The 23,212-nt window shown below is 63.2% G+C and carries 21 protein-coding genes; 17 read left to right on the top strand and 4 right to left on the bottom strand.

Features of this window, described 5'->3' with window-relative positions; genetic code table 11:
* Positions 1-11: 11 nt before the first annotated feature.
* From cydB to xth, 6 genes are all read left to right on the top strand, one after another.
* The gene (cydB, locus tag ACPS74_RS09875) at positions 12-1,151 is read left to right on the top strand and encodes a cytochrome d ubiquinol oxidase subunit II (RefSeq protein WP_029649474.1); all 1,140 of its coding nucleotides are present in this window, start codon (positions 12-14) and stop codon (positions 1,149-1,151) included.
* Between the two features lie 17 nt (positions 1,152-1,168).
* Positions 1,169-1,270, top strand: a complete 102-nt coding sequence (gene cydX, locus ACPS74_RS09870; RefSeq protein WP_018406347.1) for a cytochrome bd-I oxidase subunit CydX — start codon at positions 1,169-1,171, stop codon at positions 1,268-1,270.
* A gap of 86 nt (positions 1,271-1,356) precedes the next feature.
* Positions 1,357-1,542, top strand: coding sequence for a YgaP family membrane protein (locus ACPS74_RS09865; RefSeq protein WP_018406346.1), 186 nt, complete (start codon positions 1,357-1,359; stop codon positions 1,540-1,542).
* A 115-nt stretch (positions 1,543-1,657) separates the two neighbouring features.
* Complete coding sequence (locus ACPS74_RS09860; RefSeq protein ID WP_029649472.1) at positions 1,658-3,274, top strand: sulfite exporter TauE/SafE family protein; 1,617 nt, start codon at positions 1,658-1,660, stop codon at positions 3,272-3,274.
* Between the two features lie 69 nt (positions 3,275-3,343).
* Positions 3,344-3,892: a cytochrome c gene (locus ACPS74_RS09855; RefSeq protein ID WP_029649469.1), complete on the top strand. Its 549-nt coding sequence runs from the start codon at positions 3,344-3,346 to the stop codon at positions 3,890-3,892.
* Between the two features lie 24 nt (positions 3,893-3,916).
* A complete protein-coding gene (gene xth / locus ACPS74_RS09850) occupies positions 3,917-4,702 on the top strand; it encodes an exodeoxyribonuclease III (protein ID WP_029649467.1) in 786 nt (261 codons plus the stop codon).
* Here xth and ACPS74_RS09845 read toward each other — a convergent pair.
* A complete protein-coding gene (locus tag ACPS74_RS09845; RefSeq protein ID WP_029649465.1) occupies positions 4,681-5,496 on the bottom strand; it encodes a sulfite exporter TauE/SafE family protein in 816 nt (271 codons plus the stop codon). The two genes, xth and ACPS74_RS09845, sit on opposite strands and share 22 nt — an antisense overlap.
* A gap of 132 nt (positions 5,497-5,628) precedes the next feature.
* Between ACPS74_RS09845 and ACPS74_RS09840 the strand changes: the two genes are divergently transcribed.
* On the top strand, positions 5,629-6,516 hold the full coding sequence (locus ACPS74_RS09840; RefSeq protein ID WP_029649463.1) for an MBL fold metallo-hydrolase: 888 nt from the start codon (positions 5,629-5,631) through the stop codon (positions 6,514-6,516).
* Between the two features lie 10 nt (positions 6,517-6,526).
* Here the strand turns inward: ACPS74_RS09840 and ACPS74_RS09835 are convergent, their stop codons facing one another.
* Entirely contained in the window at positions 6,527-7,414 is an 888-nt protein-coding gene (locus ACPS74_RS09835) for a tetratricopeptide repeat protein (protein WP_029649461.1), read from the bottom strand.
* A gap of 393 nt (positions 7,415-7,807) precedes the next feature.
* Here ACPS74_RS09835 and ACPS74_RS09830 point away from each other — a divergent pair, with 393 nt between their 5' ends.
* The 8 genes from ACPS74_RS09830 (at position 7,808) to ACPS74_RS09795 (ending at position 18,422) form a co-directional block, all read left to right on the top strand.
* Positions 7,808-8,185 (top strand): c-type cytochrome, encoded by a 378-nt coding sequence (locus ACPS74_RS09830; protein WP_036241631.1) that lies wholly within the window; start codon positions 7,808-7,810, stop codon positions 8,183-8,185.
* Between the two features lie 160 nt (positions 8,186-8,345).
* The gene (queE, locus tag ACPS74_RS09825) at positions 8,346-8,978 is read left to right on the top strand and encodes a 7-carboxy-7-deazaguanine synthase (protein WP_029649457.1); all 633 of its coding nucleotides are present in this window, start codon (positions 8,346-8,348) and stop codon (positions 8,976-8,978) included.
* A gap of 2 nt (positions 8,979-8,980) precedes the next feature.
* Entirely contained in the window at positions 8,981-9,355 is a 375-nt protein-coding gene (locus ACPS74_RS09820; RefSeq protein ID WP_036241614.1) for a 6-pyruvoyl trahydropterin synthase family protein, read from the top strand.
* Between the two features lie 290 nt (positions 9,356-9,645).
* Positions 9,646-11,607 (top strand): acyl CoA:acetate/3-ketoacid CoA transferase, encoded by a 1,962-nt coding sequence (locus ACPS74_RS09815; RefSeq protein WP_029649455.1) that lies wholly within the window; start codon positions 9,646-9,648, stop codon positions 11,605-11,607.
* Positions 11,608-12,182: 575 nt separating this feature from the next.
* Entirely contained in the window at positions 12,183-13,193 is a 1,011-nt protein-coding gene (locus ACPS74_RS09810) for an ArsR/SmtB family transcription factor (RefSeq protein ID WP_029649453.1), read from the top strand.
* Positions 13,193-14,092, top strand: coding sequence for a methylenetetrahydrofolate reductase [NAD(P)H] (gene metF, locus ACPS74_RS09805; protein ID WP_029649451.1), 900 nt, complete (start codon positions 13,193-13,195; stop codon positions 14,090-14,092). The genes ACPS74_RS09810 and metF overlap by 1 nt, the downstream gene beginning before the upstream one ends.
* A complete protein-coding gene (gene metH, locus ACPS74_RS09800; protein WP_029649449.1) occupies positions 14,089-17,811 on the top strand; it encodes a methionine synthase in 3,723 nt (1,240 codons plus the stop codon). Before metF ends, metH begins: the two co-directional genes overlap by 4 nt.
* A 152-nt stretch (positions 17,812-17,963) precedes the next feature.
* Positions 17,964-18,422 (top strand): DUF1810 domain-containing protein, encoded by a 459-nt coding sequence (locus ACPS74_RS09795; RefSeq protein WP_029649447.1) that lies wholly within the window; start codon positions 17,964-17,966, stop codon positions 18,420-18,422.
* 4 nt (positions 18,423-18,426) lie between these two features.
* Here ACPS74_RS09795 and ACPS74_RS09790 read toward each other — a convergent pair whose 3' ends face one another.
* The gene (locus ACPS74_RS09790) at positions 18,427-18,753 is read right to left on the bottom strand and encodes an endonuclease domain-containing protein (protein ID WP_239753703.1); all 327 of its coding nucleotides are present in this window, start codon (positions 18,751-18,753) and stop codon (positions 18,427-18,429) included.
* 161 nt (positions 18,754-18,914) lie between these two features.
* Between ACPS74_RS09790 and ACPS74_RS09785 the strand changes: the two genes are divergently transcribed.
* Positions 18,915-21,008, top strand: a complete 2,094-nt coding sequence (locus tag ACPS74_RS09785; protein WP_425622373.1) for a carbon starvation CstA family protein — start codon at positions 18,915-18,917, stop codon at positions 21,006-21,008.
* Positions 20,974-21,201, top strand: coding sequence for a YbdD/YjiX family protein (locus ACPS74_RS09780; protein WP_029649441.1), 228 nt, complete (start codon positions 20,974-20,976; stop codon positions 21,199-21,201). Before ACPS74_RS09785 ends, ACPS74_RS09780 begins: the two co-directional genes overlap by 35 nt.
* 20 nt (positions 21,202-21,221) lie before the next feature.
* Here ACPS74_RS09780 and ACPS74_RS09775 read toward each other — a convergent pair whose 3' ends face one another.
* The gene (locus tag ACPS74_RS09775; protein WP_029649439.1) at positions 21,222-23,204 is read right to left on the bottom strand and encodes a hybrid sensor histidine kinase/response regulator; all 1,983 of its coding nucleotides are present in this window, start codon (positions 23,202-23,204) and stop codon (positions 21,222-21,224) included.
* Positions 23,205-23,212 lie beyond the last annotated feature (8 nt).

Genomic DNA, 23,212 nt, shown 5'->3' with positions numbered 1-23,212 from the left:
AGGCGAAAGCGATGTTCGACTATATGACGCTTCGCTTCATCTGGTGGGCGATTCTCGGCGTCTTGCTTGTGGGCTTCGCCGTCATGGACGGCTTCGACCTTGGCGTCGCCATGCTGCATCCCTTCGTCGCGCGGAACGATGCTCAGCGGCGCGTGAGCCTGAACACGATCGGTCCTGTCTGGGAGGGCAATCAGGTCTGGTTCATTCTCGGGGGCGGCGCCGCCTTCGCGGCTTGGCCGCCGCTTTATGCGGTGTCCTTCTCCGGCTTCTATCTTGCGATGTTGCTGGTGCTGATCGGTCTCATTCTGCGGCCGGTGGCGATCACCTTCCGCGACAAAAGATTTGAGAGCGGCTGGCGTGAGACCTGGGACTGGCTGTTCTTCGTCTCTGGTTTTGTCCCCGCGCTGATCTTCGGCGTCGCCTTCGGCAATCTTCTGCAGGGCGTTCCCTTTCATTTCGATCAGGCGCTGCGCGCGACCTATGAGGGCGGCCTCCTCGGCCTGCTTAATCCCTTCGCCTTGCTCTGCGGCCTCGTGAGCGTGGCGATGCTCACGATGCAGGGCGGCGCTTGGCTGAGCGTGAAAAGCGAGGGTGAGGTTTCCGTCCGCGCCCGCCGATATGGCGCGCTCGCGGCGATCCTGCTTGTTCTGCTCATTTCCGCCGCGGGACTGTGGACCATGCTGGGCGTCGAAGGTTTTCGCATCGAGGGCGTTATCGAACATGCAGGGCCTTCGAATCCGCTGGCGAAGTCGGTGACGCGAGAAGCCGGCGCCTGGCTCGACAATTACCGCGCCTACCCCTGGATGATCGCTGCGCCCGCGCTGGCCTACACGGGCGCGCTCGTGGCGGCGTTGGCCTTCGTCTTCTCTGCGGGCAGGATCGCGTTTCTCGCCAGCAGCCTTTCGGTCGCGGGCGTCGCAACCATGGCGGGCTTCAGCATGTTCCCGTTCCTGCTGCCGTCCTCGACCCACCCGGGCCAAAGCCTGACGGTCTGGGACGCGTCGTCGAGCAAAGCGACGCTCTCGCTCATGCTTATCGTGGTGATCGTCTTTCTGCCGATCGTCCTGGCTTACACGAGTTGGGTCTACTACGTGCTGCGCGGCGCAGTGACCGAGGCGGCGATCCGTCGCGGCGATGACTATTACTATTGAGCGGGAGAAAGCGTGAGATGTGGTATTTTTCCTGGATATTGGGGCTTGGGCTCGCCTGCGCCTTCGCCATTCTCAACGCCATGTGGCTCGAGCTCGACGACGACGACAGGCAGAAATAGCCGCGCGCGGCGAGACTTAGTCGCTGTGCGCTCTCACGCGAGGCGATAGCGTGAGACTACGATCGCCGCAGAGAGGGAAGACTGTCATGGTAGCCAATATCGGAAGGACCGATCGGATCATCCGCATCGTCGCCGGACTCCTCTTGCTCAGCCTCGTCTTCATTGGTCCGCAGTCGCTATGGGGACTTGTCGGGCTCATTCCGTTGACGACGGCCTTCGTGAACTTCTGCCCCGCTTATAAACTTCTGGGCATGGATACGCTCGGCAAGTAACTCGGCAAATAAATCCGTCTCGCGCACGGCCACGGCGCGAAGACGGAACGACGCAATGCTGCCGACGCTGGAGCGCCGGCAGTGGTAGGACGCTGCGCGGCGAGGCGAAACCTGAATGAATGAAACGGCGATCACGTTTCATGCCCGCGGCATGCACTGCCACGGCTGCGAGCATGTCATCGAGGCGGCGGTCAAAAAGCTCGCCGGCGTACACAGCGTCTCCGCCAGCTATCCGAACGAAACGGTCGTCGTCGACTATGACGCCGACAAGACCAATTTCAGCGCGATTCGCAACAGCGTCGAGCAGAATGGCTATCGCGTCGTTCTGACGGAAGAGGCGCAGCGCCGGCGTTCGCCTTTCATCCGACTCGCGATCATCGTCGCCGCGCTTGCGGGACTCGCCGGATTGATTCTGTTCGATACGCGCTGGATCAGCGCCGAGGGCGAGCCGGACATCGCTCAGCATATGAGTCTCGGCCTCCTCTTTCTCTTGGGGCTCCTGACAGGCTTCCACTGCGTGGGCATGTGCGGCGCTTTTGTCGTGAGTTACGCCGCAGCCGATGCGCGGGCGGGACGCTCGTCCTTCGTCTCGCACTTCTCCTATGGCGCCGGAAAGACGCTGTCCTACACGGCGATTGGCGCGGCGTTCGGCTGGCTCGGCGCCTTCATCGCCTTTACGCCCATGCTGCGCGGCGTCGCGGGAGTCGCGGCGGGCGCGTTCCTCATCATCTTCGGGCTCAATATGCTTGGGCTCTTTGCGCCGCTGCGCCGCTTTCGGCTCGGACTGCCTGGCCCGCTGCAGAACTGGGTGAACCGCGAAGCGGGCGGCGCCCGACATCGGCCGTTCGTGATCGGTCTTCTCAATGGGCTGATGATCGCCTGTGGACCGTTGCAGGCGATGTATGTGATGGCGGCCGGCACGGGCAGCCCTGTGGAAGGCGCAAAGACGCTCTTCGTTTTCGGTCTTGGAACTTTACCGGTGATGCTTGCCTTCGGCGCGCTGACGACAGTGCTCTCGGGCGCCGTGACGCATCGTCTGCTGACCGCGTCGGGCGTGATCGTCGTCGCGCTCGGCGCGGTGATGATCAATCGCGGATTGATCCTGACAGGCTCGGGCGCCGATCTCGCGTCGCTGATGACGGACTGGCGAAGCTCGGCGCCCGTTGAGTTCGCCGAACCACTGCAGGATTCTGCCGCGCCGAAGACCCAAACCATCGAGATGGAGGCCAATGGCCTCGGCTATACGCCTACCCGCTTCACGCTGCTGCGCGGCGTGCCGGTGAAATGGGTGATCAATGCGACGCAAGTGACGACCTGCAATAATCGTATCCTGGTTCCATCCTTAAAACTCGAATTCGACGTCAAGCCGGGACGGCAGACGATCGAATTCACGCCGGAAAAAACAGGCGTCATTCCGTGGAGCTGCTGGATGGGCATGTTGCGCGGGGAGTTCGTCGTCGTCGATGCAACGCCGGCCGCGCCATCTCAGCCATCCGCTCCTGTCGACTCGGCGGTTCAGGGCGCGCCTCAAACGACGCAAAGCCCGCCAGCGCCGGCCGCCGTGCCGAAGACCTATACGGTGCGACGCGGCGACACGCTGCGCGCGATCGCCACGCGACTCTATGGCGACGAAAAGCGCTGGCGCGACATCGCCGCCGCCAATCCGGCGCTCAATCGTAAAAAGTTGCGGCAGGGCCAAATCATCACTCTGCCCGTCGACGCGCCGCCGTGACGATTCGTCCCGCGCGCGGCGCCGCCTGGCGCGCTACGCTCGCCATTGTCACATGAAGGGGAGGCCGGAATGAAAATATTTTTCTTCGCCGCGGCATGCGGATTGTCGCTCTTCGCCGCCGCCGCTATCGCAGGCGACGATACAGACGAACACAGCGCGCATATGAAGCAGATGAACATGGAGCATATGAAAATGTCGCCAAAGATGAGCGACACGCGTCAGGAGGTCGACCTTCCGGGGCCGATGCGCGCGCATATGCTCGCCAATATGCGCGGGCATGCCGAGTCGGTCGCCGAGATCCTGGCGGCCTTGGGCAAGGGCGACGGCGCGGGCGCGGCGAAAATCGCCGACACGCGCCTCGGCATGGCGTCGTCTGGCGCGGCGGCGTGCAAGCCGAACGCCAAGAGCGGCGAACTTGGCGATATGCCCGCGATGATGGCGCATCACATGCCCGACGAGATGCGCGCGCTTGGTTTGACGATGCATGAGCAGGCGAGCAAATTCGCGCAGGAGGCGGCCAAGATCGGGCCCGGCGGCGACATGCGTCCCGCGCTTGCCGAACTGTCGCAAGTCGTGCAAGCCTGCAACGCCTGCCACGCCACATATCGTCTCGATTAACGCGCGCGGCGTTGGGAGCCGACGGTGCGCATCGCGACTTGGAACGTCAACTCCGTCAGGCAGCGTCTCGCGCCGCTTCTCGCCTTTCTGCGAGAGGCCGCGCCCGACGCGCTCTGCCTGCAGGAAACGAAGTGCGAGGATCACGTTTTTCCGCGACTCGAAATCGAAGACGCCGGATATAACGTCGCTGTCCACGGGCAGAAGGGATTCAACGGCGTCGCGATCCTCTCGAAATCGCCGCTTCAGGACGTCACTCTCGGTTTGCCGGGCTTCGACGGCGAGGCGCAGTCGCGCTACATCGAAGCGGTCATCGCCGACGGCGCCGGCGGCGTCATGCGCGTCGCCTCGATCTATGCGCCAAACGGCAATCCGCCGAACACGCAGAAATATCTCTACAAGCTCGCCTTCATGGAGACGCTGACGCGCCATGCGGAGGCGCTGCTTCACCTCGAAGAGCCGACGGTGCTTGCCGGCGACTACAATGTCATCCCGGAGCCGCGCGACGTCTATGAGGCGTCCGCCTGGCTCGGCGACGCATTATTCCTGCCGCAGACCCGCGCCGCCTATCAGCGCCTGGTCAATCTCGGCTATGCCGACGCGCTTCGGGCGACGTCGGATGAAGGCGGGCTCTATACGTTCTGGGACTATCAGGCCGGCGCCTGGCAGAAGAACAAGGGGCTTCGCATCGATCATCTTCTGCTCTCGCCGCAAGCGGCTGATCGGCTGGCGCGGGTGGAGATCGTCAAATCAATGCGGGCCGGCGAGAAACCTTCCGATCACGTCGCGATCTACGCCGATTTCGCCGCGTGATCGAGTAGACCGAGCGCGCCGCCGCTGCGCCAGAGCACATAAAGCGCCACCGCGAAGATGACCGTCGCGAAGACGGCGCTCAGCGCGCCGCGCATCTTCGACAGATGTCGCGCCGCCGCGGCCCCGATCAATCCGCCGAATGCGCCGCCGAGCACGAGCGTCCCGGCAAGCTCCCAGTCCACGAGGTCTGAAGAAGCGTAGTTGGCCGCAGTTGTCACCGCGAAGGCGGCGACGGCGACGAGCGACGAGCCGATGGCGTTCAAGATCGGCATGTCGGAAGCAAACATCAGCCCCGGCACGATCAGGAAGCCGCCGCCGATGCCGAAGAAGCCCGAAAGCGCGCCGGCCGTGGCGCCGGCGCCGACAAGCCGGGGGAAATTCTCGCGGTTGAGCCTGACCGCTGGATAGCCCAGCGCGCCCCGGCGCCGCAGCATCAGATAGGAGACGACGACCATCAGCAGCGCGAACAGCGCGAGCAGCTTCTCGCCGTCGATGATCTTGCCGAGCGTCGATCCGCCGAATGCGCCAGCAACCCCGAAAACGGCGAAGACAGAGGCGCAGCGCCACTTGATGGTCCGTGCGCGTGCATGATTGGCGAGACTCATCAGGGCGTTGACGGCGACGGCCGCGGCGCTTGAGCCGATCGCGATATGGGGATTGGGCACGCCGACAAGATAGACGAGAAGCGGCACGGCCAGCACCGAGCCGCCGCCGCCGACGAGCGCCAGCGTGAAGCCGACGACTCCGCCGGAAACCAGACCAAGCACGGCGTCCACAGGAAGAGCCGTCAGCATGTCGCTCCTTCGCGCGTATAATATTAGCTATTGCTTATTTAGCTATAACGCATATATCTGACGGCGCAAGCAGGAAAAGGCGAAAGCGCCAACGAAGAGAAGCGCTTGAGCGCTGCAATGAAGGAGAGATCGATGCCGCAGGCGCCATCCGTCAGGGCCTTCTTTGACGAGCCCACCAACACGATCACCTATATCGTCAGCGACCCCGCCACGAAGCGCGCGGCGATCGTCGATCCCGTGCTCGATTATGATCCGGCGAGCGGCGTCGCCGATTCGCATTCGATCGACGCCATCCTCGCCGAGGCGGCGCTGGATGGATTAAAAATCGATTGGGTTCTCGAAACTCATGCGCACGCCGACCATCTTTCCGCCGCCCAAATCGTCAAGGCGGCGACGGGCGCGAAGATCGGCATCGGCGAACACATCGACAAGGTCCAGAAGATCTTCAAGGCGGTGTTCGGGGCTGAGGACGTAACGGCCGACGGCGGCTGCTTCGACCACCTCTTCAAGGACGGCGAGCGGTTCAAGATCGGCGAACTCGAGGGCGAAACGATCTACACGCCCGGCCACACGCCGGCCGACGTCGCCTATAAGATCGGCGATGCGGTGTTTGTCGGCGACACGCTGTTCATGCCCGACTATGGGACGGCGCGCGCGGATTTCCCCGGCGGCGACGCGCATGCGCTTTACCGATCGATCCGCCGCATTCTTTCGCTGCCCCCGCAGACGCGGCTCTTCATGTGTCACGACTACAAGGCGCCGGGACGAGACGTCTACGCTTGGGAAACAACCGTCGCCGAGCAGCGCGCCAAGAACGTGCAGATCAAGGACGGCGTCAGCGAGGAAGACTTCGTGGCCGGACGACTGAAGCGCGATCAGGAGCTTGCCGCGCCGCGGCTGCTGCTGCCCTCAATTCAGGTGAACATTCGCGCCGGCAAGTTTCCGCCGCCGCGCGGAGATGGCGCGCGCTTCTTGAGCATTCCGGTGAAGTTCAAGGGCGCTGCGGCCCAAGCCGGTTGAAATCTGAACGTCAGTTGCGTTCGCGCAGATAGCCTTCGAGCATGGTGACGGCCGCGCTACGGTCGGCGTCGCTGGCGGAATTCAGCGCTTCGGCGTGCAAATCCGCGATCCATTGGTCGCGAGTGGCGCCGCCCGCAGCGTCGCGCGCCAGCGTCAGATACATCAATCCGCGCGCGCGTTCCGGCTCGCCGCTCGCCTCGCCGGTGAACATCATCCGGCCGAGCATCGCCTGCGCCTGCGGGTGGCCCTTGCGCGCCGCAAGCTCCAGCCAATTCACGCCCTGACGGACGTTCTTCTTCGCGCCGGCCCCTTCGAGATACATGCGCGCCAGATTGTATTGCGCGTCGGCGTTGCGGAAATAGGTCGCCGCATAACGGAACAGATCAAAAGCGCGATCGAGATCGGGCTTGATCTTTGCGCTTGGAACGCCGTCACGCAGATAAACGCCCACGGCGACGAAGGCGCTCGCCGCCATCGACCGCTCGCGCGGATCCGGCTCGTCGTCGGCGTAGTGATCGACGATTTGCGCGAAATATTCATAAGCCTTGGCGTCGTCGCGCATGACGCCGTCGCCTTCGGCGTACATCCTGCCAAGCTTCCACTTCGCCAGCGGCTCTCCGCCTTCGGCGGCATAGCGTAGCGCCGTCACCGAGGTCGCGGCGTCGCCGGCATGGTAGCTTTCGACTCCGGCGCGCAGAGCCTCGCGCGGATCCTTGAACATCGGCAGAGGTTGCGCCTCGGCCCTCGCGGCCGTAGAAGGCGCGTCAAGAGCGGGCGCCGGCGCGACAAAAGCCGTCACCAGCATGCCCAGGCTCGTCGCGAAAAGGCAGATCGGCAATGCCGCGCGCTTCCTGCGCCTAAAGGCTGAAATCACGCCCGTATGAACGCTTCCGACCATAATATTCCGACTTCCTTCAACCCTGAAGACGCCCGACGTCTTTTGAGGCATACGCCAGCCGTCACCGCTGATCAGCGAGAGGGAAAGAAGGAACCTGCGGCCGAAAGGGAAATCTCTCGGCGCCTGTCTCCGCATCTCGAATGAGCTTGTGACCCGATCACCTTAGCTCAGCTTTTGTGTCTGAAAAGGGGCTGCCGCAGCGACAATCGTGGGCAAGATGCTAATCCGCCGTACTGTTGCAATCAGAACACATGTCTGTTGCAAAAATGCAGCAGCGCCTCGCGGACACGCGTCGTCCTGACGCAAGCTTGCATGAGAGGCGCCGATACCCAGCGAGCCGCGCTTGTGCTTTCATGCGAAGCGAATCGACGGCTCCCGCTTAAGGAAAACCACATGCAGCTTCGACGCCTTACGCTCGCAATAGCCCTCGTCGGCGGGAGCGCCGCTTTCGCAACTATGGCGCTTGCCGCGGGCGACGCCCAGCGCGGCGCGATCGTCGCGAAGCGATGGTGCGCGTCCTGCCATGTGGTGACGTCGGATCAGACCAGCGCCTCGGCCGACGCGCCGTCCTTCTTCGATATCGCCCAGCGCCGAACCGACAGGAAGAAGCTTGGCCATTTCCTGATGGATCCTCATCCGCCGATGCCCGACATGCATCTCTCGCGCAAGGAGATCGACGACATCGTCTCCTATATCCGCAGCCTCGACCCGCGCCCGCAGCCAGCGCCCGAACCTGACGGTAAGGACAAGGAGCTTCCCAAGAACGGGTAAGAGGCGGCCTCGCTTTACGCCGCGCGGCGTCCGCGCTAGAGCGCGCTGCGAAAAAGTGGATGCCGGTTTTTCGCGTAAAGCGCGCTCTAGAACTTTGAGATCGATCACGTTACTGCATTTGGGCGATTTCGCCCAAATGCAGCGTGATCTAGAGCGAACAATGGCCTACATCGTCAAGGAAGCCTTCAAAACGCTGCAGGGCGAGGGCGTTAACGCGGGCCGCGCCGCCGTGTTTTGCCGTTTCGCCGGCTGCAATCTGTGGAGTGGGCGCGAAGCGGATCGCGCCGCCGCGCAGTGCCAGTTCTGCGACACGGATTTCGTCGGCTTCGAGGGCGAGGGCGGGGGAAAGTTCGCCGACGCCGCGGCGCTTGCCGGCCATTTGGCGACGCTGTGGGGGGAGGCCCGCGCGCAACGCTTCGCGGTGCTAACCGGCGGCGAGCCGATGCTGCAGATCGACGAGGCCTTGGTTTCGGCGCTGCATGGGCAGGGTTTTGAAATTGCCATCGAGACGAACGGCACGCTGCCCGTCATCTTTGGGATCGATTGGATCTGCGTCTCGCCCAAGGGCGGCGCGCCGCTGACCCAGACGAGCGGCGCGGAATTGAAGCTCGTCTACCCCCAGCAAGGCGTCGACCCTGCCGCCTATGAGCGGCTCGACTTCGCGCATTTTCTGCTGCAGCCCATGGACGGGCCGGATGTTTCGCGCAATACGGATGCCGCGGTCAGCTACTGCCTGGCGCATCCGCGCTGGCGTCTGTCTTTGCAAACCCACAAGGCGATCGGGGTGAAGTGACGGTGTCGAGTTTCGAGGTCTTTCGGGAGTTTTATTTCGAGGCGGCGCACGCGCTCTATGATCCCGAGGCTCCAGAGGGCGGCAAATACCGCAATCTGCACGGCCATTCCTTTCGCGTGCGCGTCACCCTGCGCGGCGCGCCCAGCGTCGAAGAGCAATGGGTGATGGACCTCGGCAAGCTTGGCCGTAGGCTCGCGGAACTGCGCGAACGCCTCGATCACTCGTTTCTCAACGACCTCGAAGGCCTCGGGAAGCCGACGCTCGAAAATCTCTGCGCCTACATCTGGCGCGACCTCTCGCCGACATTGCCGGGTCTTGCCGAAGTCGGCGTCTTTCGTGACAGCTGTTTCGAGGGCTGCGTCTACCGCGGCGACTAGAACAGGTTCCGAAAAAGTTGACAGACTTTTTCGATGAGAGCCTGCTCCAATACTTTGATCTTGAGCGGTTCCTTATCGATCACATGATTTCATGTGATCGGGAAGCGCTCTAAGGGCCGATCTCCCGCGCGTTGGCGAGGTTGCGGCCGAACTGCGGCGCATCGCCGCTATTGCGCAAGAGCGGCGCGGTCTCTACGGTTGAGCGCTCAATTTGTGCAAAACGCCCACCAGAGCGGCGACGTCAACAGTCCGCAACCAATAAGAGTGGGGAGCGAGGGAACCCTGAGGACATGGCGAACAACAAAGTCATTACCGCCGACGAGGCGATTGCGCTCATTCGCGACAATGACGTCGTAACCACTACCGGCTTCGTCCAGAGCTGCATTCCCGAGGCCTTGCACGCCGCTTTGGAAAAGCGCTTCGTCGAGAGCCAGCATCCGCGTGACCTCACGCTGATCATGACCGCGGGCGCCGGTGACTCCAAGGGCCTGGGCACCGGGCGCTTTCATCACGAAGGATTGCTGCGCCGAGTCATCGCCGCCAATTTCGGCCGCATGCCGAAGGTCGCCCAGGCGGCGCAGGAGAACAAGATCTGCGGCTACAATCTCCCGCAGGGCGTCATCTCGCAGCTCTACCGAGCCTGCGCCTCCGGCCAGCCGGGCCTCTTCTCCAAAGTCGGTCTCTATACCTATGTCGACCCGCGCTTTGGCGGCGGCAAGGTGAATGACCGCACCCGGGAGGACATGGTCAAATACCATAACATCATGGGCGAGGAGTGGCTGTTCTATATCGCCACCAAGATCGACGTCGCCTTCATTCGCGGCACCTCGGCCGACCCTTCCGGCAATATTTCGATGGAGCGCGAGGCGCTCGTCCTCGACAATCTCGCTCAGGCCATGGCCGCCCATAACAATGGCGGGCTCGTCATCGCGCAGGTCGAGCGCATCGTCGAACAGGGCTCGATCAAGCCGAAAGACGTGCATATCCCGGGCATTCTTGTCTCGGCCGTGGTCGTCGCCGATCCGCCGGAAATGCACCGCATGAACTACGGCGTGATCCACAATCCGGCGCTTTCCGGCGAAATCCGCGTGCCGGTCGAGAAGTTCGCCAAGATGCCGCTCGACGAACGCAAGGTCATCGCGCGTCGCGCGAGTTTCGAGCTGCCGCCGAACGGCGTGGTCAATCTTGGCGTCGGCGCGCCGGAAGGCATCGCCGCCGTCGCCAACGAAGAAAAGATGACGCCCTACATCACGCTGACGACGGAAGCCGGCGCGATCGGCGGGGTGCTCGCTTCAGGTTCGAGCTTCGGCGCCGCGACCAACGCCGACGCGATCATCCAGCAGAATCAGCAGTTCGACTTCTATGACGGCGGCGGTCTCGACATGACCTGCCTCGGCATGGCCGAGTGCGATCTGCAGGGCAACGTCAACACGTCGAAGTTCGGCGGTCGCCTCAACGGCTGCGGCGGCTTCATCAACATCAGCCAGAACGCGCGCCTCGTCGTTTACGCCGGCACCTTCACCAATGGCGGACTGCGCGTCGAAATCGCCGACGGCAAGGTGAACATTCTGCAGGAAGGCCGGAACAAGAAGTTCCTCAACGCCGTCGAACAGATCACCTTCTCCGGCAAATTCGCGCAAAAGCGCAAGCAGCCGGTCTATTACGTGACCGAGCGCTGCGTGTTCAAACTCGTCGACAAGGGGCTTGAACTGATCGAAGTCGCGCCGGGGATCGATATCGACAAGGACATCCTGGCGCATATGGACTTCAAGCCCATCATCGAACACGCGGAAGTGATGGATAAGCGCATCTTCATCGATGAGCCGATGGGGCTGCTCGCCGACCTGATCAATCTCAACATGTCCGATCGCGTCACTTACGACGCGGACCGCAACATCCTTTTCGTCAATCTCGAAGGCTGGCATGCGCGAACCAAGAAGGACATCGACGATCTGCGCAAGACGCTGATCGAGGCGTCGGACAAGGTCGGCAAGCGCGTCAACTCGGTCGTCAATCACGACGGTTGGAAGATCAACGAGGCGCTCTACGACGATTACGCCGAAATGATCGACTATATGAGTCAGCGCTATTATCTGACGACGACCCGCTATGCGACGAGCGCCTTCGCGCGCCTGAAGATGAAGGAGGCGCTCTCCAAACGCGGTCTGCAGCCGCATGTCTTCGAGCGGCGCGAGGCGGCGGAGACCTTCCTGGAGGTCGTCAGCAAGGAAGAAGAGAAGGCGCCGGCATAGCCGGCCCAGCAGCTGGTTCCGAGCCTCCAAAGGCGAACGCGCTGAACGTTGCGTTCGGCTTTCGCCCGGAACCCTGATTTTTTTGCTGATGGAAAATAAAACAGGCCCCGTGGCGTAGAGCTCACGGGGCCGTTTGCTTCTCTCGGAAGCTAGTCTGGATTGTCCAGTCTGTGAACGGGCGCCCGATGCTTGGCCTTTGCCTTCGGCCGCCCGGAAGATTGTCGAATGTCTCGGAGGATGGACGGATCAGGCAGCTGCTCCTGCCCGCCCAGTGACCGGAACCAAACGCCGGTCAAATAGTCTGACCCGGTGGCGTCATGCTCCTCTCGCAACACTGTTGCTCGGTTCGGCCCATCAACAGGGGGTGTCTGAGCCTATCCTGGATCGCGTTCGCATCGAGGTCCCGCCCGAGCGAACCTGCCGACCATGCTGTCGGATCGACAGGTGCGATGTAACGAAAAGATGAACCCGGTTTGGGATTCGGTCAAGACCATTCCGCCGTCAAAAAACGGCGACCATGGTTGCGCTCAGCTCATTTGACGTATATAGATATCTTTATGTCTCATGGAGCGCTCATGAAGTCCGTCGCCAAATTGGCCCTCGACCCGACGCTTGCGGCGCTGAACGCCGCTGGAGAGGAGACGCGCCTGCGACTTCTGGCGTTGCTCGCCCAGTCGGAGCTGACGGTCAGCGAGGTCGTGGCGATCCTGGGCCAGTCTCAGCCGCGCGTCTCGCGCCACCTCAAGCTCCTCGTCGAGGCTGGCCTCATCGAACGCCGCCGCGAAGGAGCCTGGGCGTTCTTCCGGCTGTCGCCGGCGGGGCCAGCCGGCGCTCTTGCGCGCGCCATCGTGGGTTGGCTCGAGGCTGACGACGCCCTTCTCGCCGGCGACCGCGCCAGGCTCGCCCAAGTGCGTCACGCGCGCGCCGAGAACGCCGCCCGCTATTTCGCCGCGCATGCCGAGGAATGGGATCGCATCCGCGCGTTGCACGTTTCCGAGGAGCGCGTCGAAGAAGCGATGCGTCAGGTCGTCGGCGACAGGCCGGTGCGCAACCTGCTCGATCTTGGGGCCGGCGCCGGCCGGATGCTCGAGCTGTTCGCGCCCCAGGCGGAACGCGCCGTCGGCGTCGATCTTTCCTCCGCCATGCTCGGCGTCGCGCGCGGCCGCCTCGAAGAGACCGGCTTCGACAATGTGCAGCTGCGCCAGGGCGACATCTATGCACTGCCGACCGAGCGCAACTCCATCGACCTCGCGATCATGCATCAGGTTCTGCATTTTCTCGACGATCCGGGCCGCGCCTTGCGCGAAGCGGCGCGGGTGCTCGCCCCCGGCGGCCGTCTGCTTGTCGTCGACTTTGCCCCGCATCAGGAAGAGGCGCTGCGCGACAAGCATGCACATCGCCGTCTTGGCTTTTCCGACGCCGAAATCACCGGGCTGCTGGCGCAGGCGGGGCTTGACGTCGTTCAGCGCCGCGAACTGGCGCCCGACGCGAACGAGGGGGCTAAGCTTACCGTGTCCTTGTGGCTGGCGCGCGATCCGCGCGTCATCGCCGATCCCATTCCCACTGCATCTTATGAGACAGCCTGATGTTTAACGCTCTTCATCCCACGGCCTCGCCCAATCAGTTTGCGATCTCCTATGAATTCTTCCCGCCCAAGACGCCGGAGATGGAGACGCAGCTCTGGCAGACGATCAATCGACTTGCGGCGCTAAGGCCGCATTTCGTTTCCGTGACCTATGGCGCCGGCGGCACCACGCGCGAGCGCACCCATTCGATCGTCGCGCGCATCGTGCGCGAGACCGAAATGAAGCCAGCCGCGCATCTCACCTGCGTTTCGGCCGCGCGCGAAGACATCGACGCGATCCTGCGCGATTATTGGGACGCCGGCGTTCGCCATATCGTCGCGCTGCGCGGCGATCCGCCGACCGGCGTCGGCTCGCGATTTGAGGCGCATCCGAAGGGCTACGCCCATTCGACCGATCTCGTGAGCGGCATCCGCCGGATTGGCGACTTTGAGATTTCGGTCTCAACCTATCCTGAAGGCCATCCGGAAAGCGCCTCGATCGAACAGGATCTCGACGCGCTTCAGGCGAAGGTCGACGCTGGCGCGACGCGCGCCATCACGCAGTTCTTCTTCGACAATGACGTCTACTTCAAATTCCTCGACAAAGCGCGCGGGCGGGGGATCACCATTCCGATCGTGCCCGGCATCATGCCGATCCGCAATTTCAAGCAAGTCGCGGGCTTTGCGCAAAAGGCCGGAGCGAGCGTGCCGCGCTGGCTCGCCGAGCGCTTCGACGGACTGGACGAAGACCCGGAGACTCGCGCGCTCATCGCCGCGACGACCGCCGTCGAACAGGTGATGAGCCTGGCGCGCGCCGGCGTCAATGAATTCCACTTCTACACAAATAATCGCGCCGACCTCGTCTTCGCCATTTGTCACCTGCTCGGCGTTCGTCCCCTTCGCGAAAAGGCTCTTGCATGACCTTCGAGACATCTCACGGCCCGAATATTTTGAAGGCTCTGGACGAGGCGGCGTCGCGCCGGATCCTCATTCTCGACGGCGCGATGGGCACGATGATCCAGCGCCACAAATTCGAGGAGGCCGATTTTCGGGGCGCGCGCTTCACGGATCACGCCAAAGACCTGCGCGGCAACAATGACCTGCTGACGCTGACGCAGCCCGACGCGATCAAGGCGATCCATGTCGCCTATCTCGAAGCCGGCGCCGACATCATCGAGACCAACACGTTTTCGTCGACGACCATCGCTCAGGCCGACTACGGGCTTGAGCATCTCGCGTTCGAACTCAATTGCGCGGGCGCGCGGCTGGCGCGGGCGGCGGCCGACGAAGTCGCGGCGAAGACCGGCGCGCGCCGTTTCGTGGCGGGTTCGCTCGGCCCGACCAATCGCACCGCGTCGATCTCGCCCGACGTATCCAATCCCGGCTTTCGCGCCGTCACTTTCGACGAGCTGCGCGCCTCCTATAAGGAAGCGGCGCTCGGCCTCATCGAGGGTGGCGCCGACATTCTGCTCGTCGAAACCGTCTTCGATACGCTCAACGCCAAGGCGGCGCTCTATGCGCTCGAGGACGCGTTCGACGCGGTCGGAACCCGTTTTCCGATCATGATTTCCGGCACCATCACCGATCTGTCGGGCCGGACGCTGTCGGGTCAGACGGCGGTCGCCTTCTGGAATTCGCTCGCCCACGCCAAGCCGTTTTCGATCGGCTTCAACTGCGCGCTCGGCGCCCGCGAGATGCGTCAGCATATCGCCGAGATCGGCCGCATCGCCGATACGCGCGTCTGCGCCTTCCCCAACGCCGGCCTCCCCAATGAATTCGGGCTCTACGATGAAAGCCCCGAATACATGGCCGAACTCGTCGGCGAATTCGCGACCGCCGGTCTCGTCAATGTGCTTGGCGGCTGCTGTGGCACGACGCCGGACCATATCGCCGCGATCGCCGGCGCCGTGAAAGGCGTCGCGCCGCGCGCGATCCCGACCATCGAGCCGATGCTGCGTCTCTCCGGACTGGAGCCCTTCACGCTGACCAAGGACATTCCCTTCGTCAATGTCGGCGAGCGCACCAATGTCACGGGGTCGGCGAAGTTCCGCAAGCTCATCACCAACGGCGACTATGCCGCGGCGCTCGACGTCGCGCGGGATCAGGTGGCGAACGGCGCGCAGGTCATCGACGTCAATATGGACGAAGGCCTGCTCGATTCCGAACGCGCCATGGTGGAATTTCTCAATCTTGTCGCCGCCGAACCCGACATCGCCCGCGTGCCGGTGATGGTCGATTCATCCAAATTCGCGGTGATTGAAGCGGGCCTCAAGTGTCTGCAGGGCAAGGGGGTCGTCAATTCGATCTCGATGAAGGAAGGCGAAGAGAAATTCATCGCCGACGCGCAAAAGGTGCGCCGCTATGGCGCCGCCGTCGTCGTCATGGCCTTCGATGAAAAGGGCCAGGCCGACACATTCGCCCGCAAGACCGAGATCTGCACGCGGGCCTGTAAAATCCTGACCGAGATCGTCGGCTTTCCGCCTCAGGACATCATCTTCGATCCCAATATTTTCGCGGTCGCGACGGGCATCGAGGAGCATGAGAATTACGGCGTCGATTTCATCGAAGCCACGCGCGTCATCAAACGCGATCTGCCGCATGTGCATGTGTCGGGCGGCGTGTCGAACCTGTCCTTCTCATTCCGGGGCAATGAGCCTGTGCGTGAGGCGATGCATTCGGTGTTCCTCTATCACGCCATTCAGGCGGGCATGGATATGGGCATCGTCAACGCGGGCCAGCTTGCTGTCTACGGCGAGATTGACCCCGAGCTGCGCGAGCTTTGCGAAGACGTCGTCTTGAACCGCCGCAAGGATTCCACCGAGCGCCTTGTCGAACTGGCGGAAAAGTTCAAGGGCGCGGCCGGAAAAACCCAGGAAAAGGACGCCGCCTGGCGCGACAACACCGTCGAGAAGCGTCTCGAATATGCGCTCGTGAACGGCGTCACCGATTACGTCGAAGCGGATGTGGAAGAGGCGCGTCAGCGCTCCACGCGCCCGCTTGACGTGATCGAAGGCCCGCTGATGACCGGCATGAATGTCGTCGGCGATCTCTTTGGCTCGGGCAAAATGTTCCTGCCGCAGGTCGTCAAATCGGCGCGCGTGATGAAACAGGCGGTGGCCTATCTCATGCCCTTCATGGAGGCCGACAAGAGCGAGCGCTCCACCGCCGGCAAAATCCTGCTGGCGACGGTGAAGGGCGACGTTCACGACATCGGCAAGAATATCGTCGGCGTCGTGCTCGGCTGCAACAATTTCGAGGTGATCGACCTTGGCGTCATGACGCCCTGCGCGAAGATTCTCGAAGTCGCCAAGAAGGAAAAGGTCGATCTCATCGGTCTTTCCGGCCTCATCACGCCGTCGCTCGATGAAATGTGCTTCGTCGCCTCTGAGCTCGAGCGCGAAGGTCTCGACACGCCGCTCCTTATCGGCGGCGCGACGACAAGCCGTGTGCACACAGCGGTGAAGATCAGTCCCAATTATCGACGCGGCCAGGCGGTCTATGTCACCGACGCGAGCCGCGCCGTTGGCGTCGCGCAGGCGCTCGTCTCCGACAAGACGCGCCCCGATTATGTCGCGCAGACCCGACTTGAGTATGAGCGCCTCGCGGAGGCGCATGCCCGCGCGCAGGCCGACAAGCTGCGGGTGCCGCTCACGCAGGCGCGCGCCAACGCTTATAAAATCGACTGGGCCGCCTATGAAGCGCCGAAGCCTTCCTTCAGCGGCGCGCGCGCCTTTGCGAGCTATGACGTCGGCGAGCTTGTTCCCTACATCGATTGGACGCCGTTCTTCCAGACCTGGGAATTCAAGGGGCGCTACCCGTCGCTGCTCGACGATCCCGAGCGCGGCGAGGCGGCCCGCACGCTGTACGACGACGCTCGCGCCATGCTGAAGCGGATTGTCGAGGAGCGCTGGTTCACGCCCAAGGCCGTCATCGGCTTCTGGCCGGCGAATTCCATCGGCGACGACATCGCGCTCTACAATGGCGAGTCGCGCAATGAGCGGATCGCGACGCTGCACACGCTGCGCCAGCAATTGCCCAAACGCGACGGCAAGGCCAATCTTGCGCTCGCCGACTTCGTCGCGCCCAAGGACAGCGGCAAGGCCGATTATGTCGGCGCCTTCGTCGTCACCTCCGGCGCGGAAGAAGAAAAGATCGCGGCGCGCTACGCTCGCGCCAATGACGACTATGGCTCGATCATGGTCAAGGCGCTCGCCGACCGTATCGCCGAGGCCTTCGCCGAGCGCATGCATGAGCGCGTGCGCAAAGAGTTCTGGGGCTATGCGCGTGAAGAGAATTTCGCGCCCGAAGCGCTGACGACCGAACCCTACGCCGGCATTCGTCCGGCGCCCGGCTATCCCGCGCAGCCCGATCACACCGAAAAGGCGACGATCTTCGATCTGCTCAGCGTCGAAAGGCGCACTGGCGTGAAGCTGACCGAAAGTTACGCCATGACGCCGGCCGCTTCCGTCAGCGGGCTCTATCTGGCGCATCCGAGCGCGCATTATTTCGGCGTCGCCAAGATCGAGCGCGATCAGGTCGAAGATTACGCCCGCCGCAAGGGCATGGAGGCGCGCGAGGTCGAACGCTGGCTCGCGCCGATCTTGAACTACGCGCCCGTCGCCGCGGAAGCGGCGGAGTGAGACGGACTTCGATTGGTCTGTCATTCCCGGCGGACCGGAGGTCCGACCGGGAATCCAGAGCCAATTCTATAATGTTGGTCTTGCTCTGGATGCCCGATCGCGCGCAAAGCGCGCGTCGGGAATGACATCGGCGTTGATCAACGGATTTGGTCATGACCGGCGCCTCGGACGATCCTTACGGCCTTGCCCGCTTCGTCGCGGCGCAGAAACCGGTTTACGCTGAGGCGACGGCGGAACTCGCCGCCGGCCGCAAGCGCAGCCACTGGATGTGGTTCGTTTTTCCGCAGCTCGAAGGCCTCGGAACAAGCGAGATGGCGCGGCGCTACGCCATCCGCTCGCTCGCCGAGGCTGAGGCCTATCTCGATCATCCCCTATTGGGCGCGCGGCTGAAGGAATGCGTCGGACTGATCAACAACATCCAAGCCCGCAGCGCGCATGAAATCTTCGGCTCTCCCGATGATTTGAAGTTTCATTCGTCGATGACGTTGTTTGCGGCGGCGGCGCCGCAAGAGCCGCTTTTCGGCGAGGCTCTGCACAAATATTTCGCCGGCCGCCGCGATCCCTTGACCGTTAACTCCCTCTCCCCGCGCGCGGGGAGAGGGCAGGGGTGAGGGGCTAGGGCTTTTTCGCAGCGATGTCGTCCCGGATTTTCGCGAGAATAGTTTCGCAGACACCTTGGATATTGGCGAAAACGTCGTCGTTCGTTACGCGTACAACTTGAAATCCGGCGTCGCTTAGAAAACAGGTTCGCCGCATGTCGTGCGCCAGCTCTTCCGCAGTCGAATGTGTGGCGCCGTCGACCTCGAGGATCATCGCGTGCTCTCGACACAGAAAGTCCACGAAATAAGGTCCGATCGGCTGTTGCCGGACAAACTTATATCCGCCGAGACGTCGGCTTCTCAGCTTCGCCCAAAGGCGTTGCTCCGCGGATGTCTGGGACATTCGTAACTTACGGCCGAAAAAGGTTTCGTGCAGACGTATTCCACGCATCGCAATATCTCTGCTAACAATGCTTGCTCAACAACGGGGCAATACGCCTCGCCCCTCACCCTGCCCTCTCCCCGCCAGCGGGGAGAAGGAGGATAGCCGAAGATCTCGCAATCGTGTCGACCATTCTCGCTCGCTCTCCTCGCAACGCCATCGCGCTGTATCCCTGGGCGCTCGTGTTCGCCCTCGTGCTGTTCTCGCTTTACACGCTCGCGGTCTCACGCGGCGAGAACGTCAACGCCATGTGGCTCGTCACGGCGGCGATCGGAACCTACGCCATCGGCTATCGCTTCTATTCGCGCTTCATCGCCGAGCGGGTGCTGGGGCTCGATGCGCGGCGCCGCACCCCCGCGGTCCGCCGCAACGACGGGCTCGATTATGTGCCGACCGACAAATGGGTGTTGTTCGGCCACCATTTCGCGGCCATCGCCGGCGCCGGACCGCTCGTCGGCCCCGTGCTCGCGGCGCAGATGGGCTATCTGCCCGGAACCTTGTGGCTGTTGACCGGCGTCATCTTCGCCGGCGCCGTGCAGGATTTTCTCGTCCTGTTCATCTCGACGCGCCGCGACGGGCGTTCGCTCGGCGATCTCATCAAGACCGAGATGGGGCAAGTGCCGGGCGTCATCGCCATGGTCGGCATTCTCACCATCATGATCATCCTGCTGGCGGTGCTCGCGCTCGTCGTCGTTAAGGCGCTCGCGGATAGTCCCTGGGGCGCCTTCACCGTTCTCGCGACGCTGCCGATCGCCGTGTTCATGGGCGTCTATGGCCGCTATCTGCGGCCCGGGCGCATCGGTGAAATGTCGGCGATCGGCTTCGTTCTGCTGCTCTTGAGCATCGCGCTCGGCCGCACCGTCTCGGAGAGCGCGTTGCTCGCGCCGCTCTTCTCCTTCAAGGCCGAGACCCTTGCTTTCATGCTCATCGGCTATGGCTTCGTCGCGTCAGTTTTGCCGGTGTGGCTGTTGCTCGCGCCGCGCGACTATCTGTCGACCTTCCTGAAGGTCGGCACGATCCTGTCGCTCGCGATCGGCATTTTCATCGTCTGGCCCGACCTGCAGATGCCGGCGATCAGCCGCTTCATCGACGGCACCGGACCGGTCTTCGCCGGCAGCGTCTTCCCGTTTCTGTTCATCACCATCGCCTGCGGCGCGGTGTCGGGCTTTCATGCGCTTGTGTCCTCCGGCACGACGCCGAAGATGATCGGCGACGAAACGCAGACGCGCTTGATCGGCTATGGCGCGATGCTGATGGAATCCTTTGTCGCTGTCATGGCGCTCATCGCCGCGAGCGTGCTGGAGCCCGGCGTCTATTTCGCCATGAATAGCGCGCCGGCGCTGATCGGCGCGACGCCGGATTCCGCCGCGGCGGCGATCTCCTCATGGGGGTTCGCGGTCACGCCCGAGACGCTTTCCGGCGTCGCCGCCGAAGTCGGCGAGAAGACGATTCTGTCGCGCACCGGCGGCGCGCCGACGCTCGCCGTCGGCATGGCGCATATTCTCTCTTCCGCCGTCGGCGGCTCGGCGGCGAAAGCCTTCTGGTATCATTTCGCGATTCTGTTCGAGGCGCTGTTCATCCTGACCACGATCGACGCCGGCACGCGCGTCGCGCGCTTCATGATCCAGGATCTCTTCGGCGCCTTCTTTCCCGCCTTCGGGAATACGCGCGCCTGGGTGCCGAACCTCGCCGCGACCGCTATCGCCGTGAGCGGCTGGGGCTATTTCCTCTATCAGGGCGTGATCGATCCGCTCGGCGGCATCAACACGCTGTGGCCGCTGTTCGGCATCGCCAACCAGATGCTCGCGGCGATCGCGCTGACGCTGTGCGTCGTGGTGCTCTATCGGATGAAGCGCGAGCGCTACGCCTTTGTCGCGATCGCGCGGACGGCGTGGCTCTATATCTGCACGCTGACGGCGGCCTTCGAGAAAATCTTCCATGAGGATCCGCGCATCGGCTTTCTGGTGCATGCGAGAAAATTCGCCGCCGCCGCCGATAAGGATCAGCTGCTGGCGCCGGCGAAGACTCTCGCCGAGATGCAGCGCGTCATCTTCAACGACTATGTCGACGCAACGCTTTGCGCGATTTACGTCATGCTGGTTCTGGCGATGCTCGGCTTCGCGATCCGAGCCATTCGCGCCGCGCGGGCTGCGCAACATGTCACCACGCGGGAGACCGAGGATGAATTGCACGATCTGCAGCCTGCCGGGGCTTGATCTCAATCGTCTCGCGCGCAAGCTGCGCGATGGCGCGAAGCTCATGGTCGGCCAAGGCGATTACGACGCCTATGTCGTGCATGTCCGCGCGCGGCACGGAGACGCGCCGATCATGACGCGCGACGAATTTTTCCGTGCGCGCGAGAATGCGCGTTTCGGCGCCGGCGGCGAGCGCGCCTTTCGCTGCTGTTGAAATTCGTCGCGAGCCCCGGTTCACGCCGCCGCGTCGTCGCACAACAAATCAGCGACGAGGCGGATGTCCTCCGGCGCAAAAGGTTTCTCTATGATTGGACAGCCCGAACGCGCGATGAAGCGATCGGCGCCGGGACCCAAAACGTCGCCGGTGACGAAGGCGATGCGGTTGGTCATCTGCGGATGTTCGACGCTGAGCCAGTCGTAGAAAGCCGGGCCGTCGCCGTTGGGCATGCGGATGTCGCAGAGAATGAGGTCCGCCGGCCGCGCGGCGATCACTTGTTTCGCATGGTCGCCGCTCGTCGCGATCTCGCAGTCGAAGCCGAGCCGTCGCAAAATTTCGCCGAGCAAGCTTGCGATTTCGACTTCGTCGTCCACGATCAGCGCACGCCTCGGCTTGATCCGCTGCGTCGCCGTCGTCGTATTTTCGGCAACGGCGGCGCTTTCGACGCTCACGGTCTCGATCGGCAGGCGGATCGCGAAAACAGCGCCCGCGCCCGGATGCGGCGGCTCCAGACTGAGCGAACCTCCGTGCGACTCGATGAGACCGCGCGAAACGGCGAGTCCGATTCCGGTTCCCACCCCCTGCGGCTTCGTCGTGAAGAAAGGATCGAAAATGCGGCTGCGGATGGCCTCTGGAACGCCCGGCCCATTGTCGGAAATGTGGACATCGAGCGTCTGCGCCGCTTGATCGGCGCGCGCGACGATCGAAATCCGCCGAGGCGCCGGCTGCGCTTCGAGCGCCTGCTTGGCGTTCACCACCAGATTGAGCAGCACCTGATGCAACTGGTCGCTGTCGGCCAAGAGCGGCGGCAGGTCCGCAGGGACGTCTTTGGTCACCTCGATGCCCGCCGTCCGCAGTCCATACGAAAGCAGTTCGAGCACGCGCTCGACGAGATCGGGAATCTCGACCCTTCCGCGTTCCGCCTCGCGCTGACGGGCCATGGCCAGGAAAACCTTGACGATTCGGGCGCAGCGGTTGGCGGCTGTCTCGATTTTCGCGCCGCGTTCCGCAAATTCCTCAAAATGCGTGTCGAAACTCGCATGCGACTGAGCCGCCTCGCGCAGCATGAGCGCCTGTCCGATGACGATGGAGAGCGGATTGTTGAGTTCATGCGCCACCCCGGCGAGGAGCGACCCAAGGGCTGCGAGCTTTTCGTTTTGGTAGAGCGCTTCTCTTTGGCCTTCGATTTGCGCCTGTGCTTCTCGCGCCGGACGCAGGTCGCGAAGATGCGCAGTGAAGAGCGCGCTTGGGCCCGAGCCAACCGCCGTGATCGCTAATTCGACGGGAATGCGCGAACCGTCGGCGCGCATCGCCTCCAATTCGACGCGCCGCCCGATAACGGAGGCCGGCCCGCCCGCGCGGAAGCGCTCAAGCCCGCTGTTGTGATGATCGCGCATTTCCACAGGGACGATCAGTTCGGCGACGGTCCTGCCGATCGCGTGCTCGCGCGAATAGCCGAATGTCGCCGAAGCCGCGGGATTAAACTCGACGACACGGCCCTGCGCGTCGATAACGACGATACAGTCCAGAGCGGAGTCGACCACCGCCGCATGAATCGCCTCCCGCGTCCTGTGCGATTCCAGCAATTCCAGTCGATCGCTTTCGCACTGCTGCTCGGCGTCGGCCAGCGGGCGCGCGACGCAGACGACGCCCTGCATGACCCCGCCCGGCGTGAACGGCCTGAGCTCCTCTTCGATCCAACCGGGGGCGCCGTCTGCGTCGTCAACGAAACGGCGCAGGCGTTGCGGCTCGTTCACCGAAAGATTTTGCATCGCTGCTTTGTAAAGACTGGCCGCTTGGGCGCCCAAAACGTCGTCAACGAACCTTCCGATGACGCGATCCTCTGTCGCTCCGAGCGCAAAGAGAAACTCGCGATTGACGTAGCGATAGCGTAGCTCCACGTCGAGAAAGGCGGCGCGGCCTGGCATTGCGTCGAACAATGCTTGCAGCAGCGCGCCGCCGGTCCCCGGCGCTTGCGTCGCCCCTTGCTGGATATTCATCTGAGGCG

The sequence above is a fragment of the Methylocystis sp. SB2 genome, assembly GCF_049817085.1.
Taxonomy (GTDB): Bacteria; Pseudomonadota; Alphaproteobacteria; order Rhizobiales; family Beijerinckiaceae; genus Methylocystis; species Methylocystis rosea.
Note: the sequence above shows the minus strand (reverse complement) of the source record. Positions and strands in the feature narration are given on the sequence as shown.

What these genes read in the sequence shown, in the direction of transcription:
- cydX (WP_018406347.1), top strand. Translation starts at nt 1,169, where the DNA reads ATGTGGTATTTTTCCTGGATATTGGGGCTTGGGCTCGCCTGCGCCTTC.
- ACPS74_RS09830 (WP_036241631.1), top strand. Translation starts at nt 7,808, where the DNA reads ATGCAGCTTCGACGCCTTACGCTCGCAATAGCCCTCGTCGGCGGGAGC.
- ACPS74_RS09845 (WP_029649465.1), bottom strand. Translation starts at nt 5,496, where the DNA reads ATGCTGACGGCTCTTCCTGTGGACGCCGTGCTTGGTCTGGTTTCCGGC.
- metF (WP_029649451.1), top strand. Translation starts at nt 13,193, where the DNA reads ATGTTTAACGCTCTTCATCCCACGGCCTCGCCCAATCAGTTTGCGATC.
- ACPS74_RS09780 (WP_029649441.1), top strand. Translation starts at nt 20,974, where the DNA reads ATGAATTGCACGATCTGCAGCCTGCCGGGGCTTGATCTCAATCGTCTC.
- ACPS74_RS09860 (WP_029649472.1), top strand. Translation starts at nt 1,658, where the DNA reads ATGAATGAAACGGCGATCACGTTTCATGCCCGCGGCATGCACTGCCAC.
- metH (WP_029649449.1), top strand. Translation starts at nt 14,089, where the DNA reads ATGACCTTCGAGACATCTCACGGCCCGAATATTTTGAAGGCTCTGGAC.
- cydB (WP_029649474.1), top strand. Translation starts at nt 12, where the DNA reads ATGTTCGACTATATGACGCTTCGCTTCATCTGGTGGGCGATTCTCGGC.
- ACPS74_RS09835 (WP_029649461.1), bottom strand. Translation starts at nt 7,414, where the DNA reads ATGGTCGGAAGCGTTCATACGGGCGTGATTTCAGCCTTTAGGCGCAGG.
- ACPS74_RS09815 (WP_029649455.1), top strand. Translation starts at nt 9,646, where the DNA reads ATGGCGAACAACAAAGTCATTACCGCCGACGAGGCGATTGCGCTCATT.
- ACPS74_RS09840 (WP_029649463.1), top strand. Translation starts at nt 5,629, where the DNA reads ATGCCGCAGGCGCCATCCGTCAGGGCCTTCTTTGACGAGCCCACCAAC.
- ACPS74_RS09855 (WP_029649469.1), top strand. Translation starts at nt 3,344, where the DNA reads ATGAAAATATTTTTCTTCGCCGCGGCATGCGGATTGTCGCTCTTCGCC.
- ACPS74_RS09810 (WP_029649453.1), top strand. Translation starts at nt 12,183, where the DNA reads ATGAAGTCCGTCGCCAAATTGGCCCTCGACCCGACGCTTGCGGCGCTG.
- ACPS74_RS09865 (WP_018406346.1), top strand. Translation starts at nt 1,357, where the DNA reads ATGGTAGCCAATATCGGAAGGACCGATCGGATCATCCGCATCGTCGCC.
- ACPS74_RS09795 (WP_029649447.1), top strand. Translation starts at nt 17,964, where the DNA reads ATGACCGGCGCCTCGGACGATCCTTACGGCCTTGCCCGCTTCGTCGCG.
- queE (WP_029649457.1), top strand. Translation starts at nt 8,346, where the DNA reads ATGGCCTACATCGTCAAGGAAGCCTTCAAAACGCTGCAGGGCGAGGGC.
- ACPS74_RS09790 (WP_239753703.1), bottom strand. Translation starts at nt 18,753, where the DNA reads ATGTCCCAGACATCCGCGGAGCAACGCCTTTGGGCGAAGCTGAGAAGC.
- ACPS74_RS09775 (WP_029649439.1), bottom strand. Translation starts at nt 23,204, where the DNA reads ATGAATATCCAGCAAGGGGCGACGCAAGCGCCGGGGACCGGCGGCGCG.